Below are 6878 nucleotides of genomic sequence, written 5' to 3' on the forward strand. Positions count from 1 at the left end.
CCGCAGCGGCCCTCGGCCGCTACTCGACCAGGTCGGCCGCCCAGCGCTCCTCGATCCGGCCGTAGCGCCATACCGCGAGGGCGAGCACCCAGGCGAGCAGGAACAGGCCGACGATCGCGTAGCCGGCGTAGTCGAGCGGGATCGACGCGATCGCGGCAAGTGGCCCGCTGGTGATCGAGAGGCGGTCGGCCAGCACGCCGATCAGCTCGATGGTGCCGATGACCAGCGCCACGGCGACCGAGATCGAGGTGATGGTCAGGTTGTAGAAGACCTTGCGCACCGGCTTCGCGAACGCCCAGCCGTAGGCGTAGTTCATGAAGACCCCGTCGACGGAGTCCATCAACGACATCGCCGCGGCGAACAGGACGGGCAGCACCAGGATCGAGTAGAACGGCAGGTTGAACGCGGCCGCGCCACCGGCCATCACCAGCAGACCCACCTCGGTGGCGGTGTCGAAGCCGAGGCCGAAGAGCACTCCGATCGGATAGATGTGCCACGGCTTGCGCACCGACTTGGTCAGCCCGCCGAGGAACCGGTTCATGAAGCCGCGATTGTTCAGCTGACGCTCGAGCTCGCCCTCGTCGTAGTCACCACGGCGCATCCGGGTGAAGACCCGCACGATGCCGATCAGCGCGACCAGGTTGAGGATGCCGAGCACCCACAGGAAGACGCCGGAGACGGTGGGGCCGATCAGTCCGGTCACCGTGTGCAGGGTCGAGCCGTCGTCCTCCACCGGCCCGACCAACGCCTTGACGCCCATCGCGAGCAGGAAGGAGAGGGTGAAGACGATGGTGGAGTGGCCCAGCGAGAACCAGAACCCGACCGTCAGCGGCTTGCGGTCCGACCCGGAGACCTTGGCGTCCTCGAGCAGCTTGCGGGTGGTGTTGTCGACGGCGGCGATGTGGTCGGCGTCGAAGGCGTGCCGCAGCCCGAAGGTGTAGGCCAGGATGCCGACCCCGACGGTGAAGACCGGATGCTCGCCACCGAGGTGGAAGTGCCGCGGCGCGACCAGGCCGAAGAGCATCGCGAAGCCGATGACGTGCAGCCCGATGACCACCGCCGCCATCATCACCAGCGATCGCCTGTCCGCGCCGGTCAGGCTGGCCCGAAACTCCCGCAGATGGCTCACGTTCTCTCCTCCGATCGGCCCAGGACTTGTTGCAAACCTATCGCAACAACAATCGCAGTGCGGTAGCGCCCCCGCCACCCTCCGAACGGACAGTCCGCGACCTCGACCTGCGGGCCGTGCCACCGGATCGCGCGGGTCGTCTACAGCAGCTCGCGCAGGGTGCGGGTCGCCCGGTCCAGCAGCGGCGAGTCGTCGCCGGCGCGCCGGGCGACGAGCAGATCCACCCCGAGACGGGCGGGTGCGAGCGGACGGTACGTCGCCCCGCTGATGCCCAGCGCCGCCACCGGCTCGGGGGCGAGGGCCACCCCCAGACCGGCCGCGACGAAGGTGACCAGCGTGGACGTCTCGGCGACCTCGTGTCGCACCCGCATGGCGAGTCCGGCCTCAGCCATCAGGTCCGCCACCACGTCGTACATCACCGAGCGACCGTGCCCGGCGTGCACGATCAGCTCCTCGCCGGCGAGGTCGCCGATCCGTAGCTGTCGCCGTCCGGCCAGCCGATGCCCTTCGGGCAGTACGACGATCAGCCGGTCGCGGCGCACCACCTCGGTCTGCACCCGTGGGTCGTGGACCGGCGGGCGCAGCAGCGCCAGGTCGAGAGACTCCCCGGCCAGGCCGGCCACCAGGTCGGGGGCGAGCATCTCGCCGCGGAAGTCGACCTCGATCCCGGGCAGTCGTTCGCGCAGGCTCCGGGCGAGTCGGGGCAGCAGCGAGTAGGTGGCCGAGCCGACGCAGCCGAGTCGCAGCCGACCGGTGAGACCGGCCTCGATCCGGCGCGCCTCCTCGCCCGCTCCCTCGACCGCCGCAAGGATCTCGCGAGCCCGCGCCAGGTAGGCCTCCCCCGCCGGCGTCAGCTCCACCCGGCGGGTGCTGCGCCGCAGCAGCTCGACGCCGAGCTCCGCCTCCAGCGCCCGGATCTGTTGGGAGAGCGGCGGCTGCGCCATGTGCAGCCGCTCGGCGGCCCGGCCGAAGTGCAGCTCCTCGGCCACGGCGCGAAAGTATCGGAGATGACGCAGCTCCATGCCATTGATACTTCCAGAGTCTGATTCAGGAGAAAACCGATACTTCCGTATATCAGCGGCGGTCCGTAGCGTGACCGGTATGACAGCACCCTCCGACATCGTCGTCTGCGAGCCGCTGCGCACACCGGTCGGCCGCTTCCTCGGCGCGCTGGCCCCGCTGACCGCGACCGACCTGGCCACCACCGTCCTGCGCGAGCTGGTCGACCGGACCGGCCTGGGCGAGGGCGACATCGACGACGTGATCCTGGGCAACGGCTACGCCAGTGGGGAGAACCCGGCGATCGGCCGGATCGCGGCGCTGGACGCCGGCCTCGGGATCGGCGTACCGGGCCTGCAGCTGGATCGCCGCTGTGGCTCCGGGCTGCAGGCGGTGCTCAGCGCCGCCGGCCAGATCGCCACCGGCGCCGGCACGCTGCTGGTGGCGGGCGGCGCGGAGTCGATGTCGAACGTCGAGCACTACGCGCTCGGCCTGCGCGGCGGGGTGAAGCAGGGTGGCATCGACCTGGCCGACCGGCTCGACCGCGCCCGTGAGACCGCGGGCGGCAGGGACCACCCGATCCCCGGCGGCATGATCGAGACCGCCGAGAACCTCCGCAGGCACTACGCGATCTCCCGGGAGGAGCAGGACGAGCTCTCGGTGCGCTCCAACCAGCGCGCCGTCGCGGCCCACGAGGCCGGCAGGTTCGCCCAGGAGCTGGTGCCGGTCACCGTGCCGGGGCGACGCGGCCGGCCGGACGTGGTCGTCGAGCGCGACGAGCACCCGCGCGCCGACGCCTCGATGGAGTCGCTCGGCAGGCTGCGCCCGATCCGGCTCAAGGTCGACCCGGACTCGACCGTCACCGCCGGCAACGCCTCGGGGCAGAACGACGGCGCGGCGATGTGCGTGGTCACCACCCGCGCCGAGGCCGAGCGGCGCGGGCTGCGGCCGCTGCTCAGCCTGAGGTCCTGGGCGGTCGCCGGCGTCGCCCCCGAGACGATGGGCATCGGACCGGTCCCGGCCTCGGCGGCCGCCCTCGACCGAGCGGGGCTCACCCTGGCCGACATCGACCTGATCGAGCTCAACGAGGCCTTCGCTGCGCAGGTCCTGGCGGTGTTGCGAGAGTGGAAGATCGACGCGGACGACGAACGGCTCAACCCGAACGGATCCGGCATCTCGCTGGGCCATCCGATCGGTGCGACCGGCGCCCGCATCCTCGCCACCGCCGCCTATGAGGCGCAGCGCCGGGAGGCGCGCTACGTTCTGGAAACCATGTGCATCGGCGGAGGCCAGGGCCTCGCCGCGATCTTCGAGGTGGTCAAGTGAGCTTGGACAAGGTAGTCGGATCGGCGGCCGAGGCGGTCGCCGACATCCCGGACGGTGCCAGCCTGGCCGTCGGTGGGTTCGGCCTGGCGGGCATTCCGTGGACGCTCATCGATGCCCTGCTGCAGCAGGGTGCCACCGACCTCACGGTCGCCTCCAACAACTGCGGGGTGGACGGGGCCGGCCTGGGGCTGCTGCTCGAGGCGCACCGGATCAGCCGGGTGATCGCCTCCTACGTCGGGGAGAACAAGGAGTTCGCCCGGCAGTATCTGGCCGGCGAGCTGACCGTGGAGCTCACCCCCCAGGGCACGCTGGCCGAGCGGCTGCGGGCCGGCGGCAGCGGGATCGGCGCCTTCTACACCCCGACCGGGGTCGGGACGCTCGTCTCCGAGGGCGGCCTGCCCTGGCGCTACCACCCGGACGGGACCGTGGCCGAGTCGTCCCCGCCGAAGGAGGTCCGGGAGTTCCACGGCGTCCCGATGGTGCTCGAGGAGGGCATCGTCAACGACTTCGCGCTCATCCGCGCAGCGAAGGTGGACCGCGCCGGCAACTGCGTGTTCCATGCCGCCTCGCGCAACTTCAACCCGCCGGCGGCGATGTCGGGCCGCATCACCGTGGTCGAGGCCGAGCAGGTGGTCGAGATCGGCGAGATCGCCCCGGACGACGTACACCTGCCGGGCATCTTCGTCCAGCGGGTGGTCGAGCTGACCGAGGAGCAGGCCACCCAGAAGGCGATCGAGCAGCGCACCACCCGTGGGGTCCGCCCCGGCCAGGAGGCATGAGATGAGCTGGAACCGCAACGAGATGGCCGCGCGCGCCGCCCAGGAGCTGAGCGACGGCGACTACGTCAACCTCGGCATCGGCCTGCCCACCCTGATCCCGGACTACATCCCGGCGAGCTCGACGGTCGTGCTGCACGCCGAGAACGGCATCCTGGGCGTCGGCCCGTTCCCCTACGAGGACGAGGTCGACCCCGACCTGATCAACGCCGGCAAGCAGACCGTGACGGTGCTGCCGGGGGCGTCGTACTTCGACTCCTCGACCAGCTTCGCGATGATCCGCGGCGGCCACATCGACGTCGCCGTGCTGGGCGCCATGCAGGTGGCCGTCAACGGTGACATCGCCAACTGGATGATCCCCGGCGCCATGGTCAAGGGCATGGGCGGGGCGATGGACCTGGTCAGCGGCGCCGACCGGGTGATCGTGCTGATGGAGCACGTCACCAAGAAGGGCGAGCCCAAGCTGCTGGCCGAGTGCGCCCTGCCGCTGACCGGCCGCGGCATCGTCAAGCGGATCATCACCGACCTCGGCGTCGTCGATGTCACCGGGACCGAGTTCGCGGTGGTCGAGCTCGCCCCCGAGGTGACCTTCGAGCAGATCGCGGCCGCCACCGGCGGGCCGGTGGTCGACAAGACGGCGTGACGCCGGTGTGGGGGTGGGGCTCGAAGGGGCAGTTTCACCGGTGAACCGGTGAAACTGGCGCTTCTCGCGCGGTACAACCCGCAGGAAGTGGCAGTTTCACGCAGGAAGTACGGCGCCCGGCGGCTCAGGCCCGGACCCGGCCGCCTCGTCGCGCGACCGCCGCCGCCTCGATCATCGCGCGAATCCGAGCGGCGAGCCTGAGCGGGTTCGCCAGATCGGCCCAGACGACCCGTAGGCAGAGCCACCCGGTGATCTCGCGGATCCGGTCCTCGCGTCTCTTCTCACGAACGACCACGTCCGTGGCACTCTCGCCCGGCCGGAGATATCGCTCGTACTTCACCAGTCCGTCGAACTCGATCCAGATCCCGTACTCGGGCAACGCGAAGTCCAACTTCCCCACCAGGGTGCCGTCGCTGTCCCTGACCTCGTACTGCGGGATTCCCCGTGGCAAGCCTTGCTTCCACATCAGGTAGTCGGTCCGGGACTCCCCAACCGACTCGACCAGCGGGTTCACCAGCCGGAGCACGACGTTGGTCGCCAGCGAGTTCGGCCAGCGCCCCATCCCGGCGCGGTAGCGCTTCCACAGGTCCTCGGTCGTGGTCAGCCCGCGATGGAGTAGGTCATTGAGTACGACGAGTGCCGCCTCGACCGAGCACACGCCAGCGACCTCGAGGGCGGCCCGGGTGGCGCCAACGAACCTCAGGCCGTTCTCTTCCATCAGGTCGCCGTCGGCGATCACACCGGAGTGCTGACGGATGCCGCGTTCGTGTCGTCCGGTGCGGCCGTCAGCCCGGGTCAGGTGTACGGCGGTCAGGTCCTGTCCCCACAGCGGCGCGGCCAGGAACGGCAGCGCCGAGGCATGGCTGAGCACGGAGTCGGCCCTCGCCTGCATGAGCGCCGTACGGCAGCGCACGGCGTACCGCTGGTCGTCGCTCAACGATCGCCAGACGTCACCGGGCACGTAGGCGCCTCTCCGTGGCTGGGCGAAGAGGCCAGAGCGGCGGCCGGCGGCGAGAGACTTGTCGGTGTAGCCCTGCGCGAGCAGGTCGCGGCGCAGGTCGACGTGCAACAGGATCGGGTCCTCGGGTGTGATCAACATGCGCGCCGGGATGCCCGGTCAGGCCTCACTCATGCCCGCCCGAGGCGAATGTGGATAACCCGGCGGCACGGGTCGGAGCGAACGACGCCCGCCGACAGCTCCGGCTGGCCGGCGCGTCTCTTCGTCAACCGCCGGTGACGGCCCTTGCGCTCCCCGGACCCGCTCCGCCAGCCATCTCAGCCGCCCTGGGCACCGTGACTTCCTGCGTGAAACTGCCACTTCTCGAGCGTTGTTCCGCGCAGGAAGTTCCAGTTTCACCGGTGAACCGGTGAAACTGCCCGCCGCAGCGGCATCCCCGGCTCCCGGCCGGCGAGCTAGGCCGAGAGGTACTCCGCCAGCTCTGCCTGGATCTCGGCCGGGGTGACCGGCGGCTCGTAGCGCTTGATCACCGCGCCGTCGCGACCGACCAGGAACTTGGTGAAGTTCCACTTGACGTCGTCGGGTCGCTCGGGCGGCTTGACCTGGTTGATCGAGTCGTAGAAGCCACCGAGCTGCGGCCCCCAGTCTCCCGGTGCGGCGGCACGCAGGTGGTCGTAGAGCGGCGCGGCGGCGGCGCCGTTGACGTCGACCTTGGCGAAGACCGGGAAGGTCACGTCGTAGCTGGTCGAGCAGAACTCCTGGATCTCGGCGTCGCTGCCCGGCTCCTGGCCGAGGAACTGGTTGCAGGGAAAGCCGAGGACCTCCAGTCCGGACTCCTGCTCGGCGCGGTAGAGCGCCTCGAGACCCTCGTACTGCGGGGTCAGCCCGCACTTGCTGGCCACGTTGACGATGAGGAGCACCTTGCCGGCGTACGTGCCGAGTGAAACGGTCTCGCCGTCAGCGGTAGCCACCTCGAAGTCGTGAACTCCGGTCACGTTTGCCTCCCAAAGCGTTGTGGGCGTCGGGGTGAGGAGTCCTCACCCCGAC

The 6878-nt window shown here is 70.3% G+C and carries 7 protein-coding genes; 3 read left to right on the plus strand and 4 right to left on the minus strand.

Features of this window, described 5'->3' with window-relative positions:
- Positions 1–19: 19 nt before the first annotated feature.
- The gene (locus QM638_RS10375) at positions 20–1129 is read right to left on the minus strand and encodes a HoxN/HupN/NixA family nickel/cobalt transporter (protein WP_415141895.1); all 1110 of its coding nucleotides are present in this window, start codon (positions 1127–1129) and stop codon (positions 20–22) included.
- A gap of 140 nt (positions 1130–1269) precedes the next feature.
- Positions 1270–2151 (minus strand): LysR substrate-binding domain-containing protein, encoded by an 882-nt coding sequence (locus QM638_RS10380; protein WP_415141896.1) that lies wholly within the window; start codon positions 2149–2151, stop codon positions 1270–1272.
- 79 nt (positions 2152–2230) lie between these two features.
- Between QM638_RS10380 and QM638_RS10385 the strand changes: the two genes are divergently transcribed.
- The 3 genes from QM638_RS10385 to QM638_RS10395 are packed head-to-tail and all read left to right on the plus strand — an operon-like array spanning position 2231 to position 4873.
- The gene (locus QM638_RS10385) at positions 2231–3454 is read left to right on the plus strand and encodes an acetyl-CoA C-acetyltransferase (protein ID WP_415141897.1); all 1224 of its coding nucleotides are present in this window, start codon (positions 2231–2233) and stop codon (positions 3452–3454) included.
- A 2-nt stretch (positions 3455–3456) separates the two neighbouring features.
- Positions 3457–4233, plus strand: a complete 777-nt coding sequence (locus QM638_RS10390) for a CoA transferase subunit A (RefSeq protein ID WP_415141901.1) — start codon at positions 3457–3459, stop codon at positions 4231–4233.
- 1 nt (position 4234) lies between these two features.
- Complete coding sequence (locus tag QM638_RS10395; protein ID WP_415141898.1) at positions 4235–4873, plus strand: CoA transferase subunit B; 639 nt, start codon at positions 4235–4237, stop codon at positions 4871–4873.
- 124 nt (positions 4874–4997) lie between these two features.
- On the opposite strand, the gene QM638_RS10400 is transcribed toward QM638_RS10395, so the two are convergent.
- Positions 4998–5972 (minus strand): hypothetical protein, encoded by a 975-nt coding sequence (locus QM638_RS10400; RefSeq protein WP_415141899.1) that lies wholly within the window; start codon positions 5970–5972, stop codon positions 4998–5000.
- A 314-nt stretch (positions 5973–6286) separates the two neighbouring features.
- Positions 6287–6826, minus strand: a complete 540-nt coding sequence (locus tag QM638_RS10405) for a glutathione peroxidase (protein WP_415141900.1) — start codon at positions 6824–6826, stop codon at positions 6287–6289.
- Positions 6827–6878: the final 52 nt, after the last annotated feature.

The sequence above is a fragment of the Nocardioides sp. genome, assembly GCF_047606145.1.
GTDB lineage: Bacteria > Actinomycetota > Actinomycetes > Propionibacteriales > Nocardioidaceae > Nocardioides.

Excerpts from the sequence above, each read along its gene's own strand:
- QM638_RS10380 (WP_415141896.1), bottom strand. The coding sequence starts at position 2,151 with ATGGAGCTGCGTCATCTCCGATACTTTCGCGCCGTGGCCGAGGAGCTG.
- QM638_RS10385 (WP_415141897.1), top strand. The coding sequence starts at position 2,231 with ATGACAGCACCCTCCGACATCGTCGTCTGCGAGCCGCTGCGCACACCG.
- QM638_RS10395 (WP_415141898.1), top strand. The coding sequence starts at position 4,235 with ATGAGCTGGAACCGCAACGAGATGGCCGCGCGCGCCGCCCAGGAGCTG.
- QM638_RS10400 (WP_415141899.1), bottom strand. The coding sequence starts at position 5,972 with ATGTTGATCACACCCGAGGACCCGATCCTGTTGCACGTCGACCTGCGC.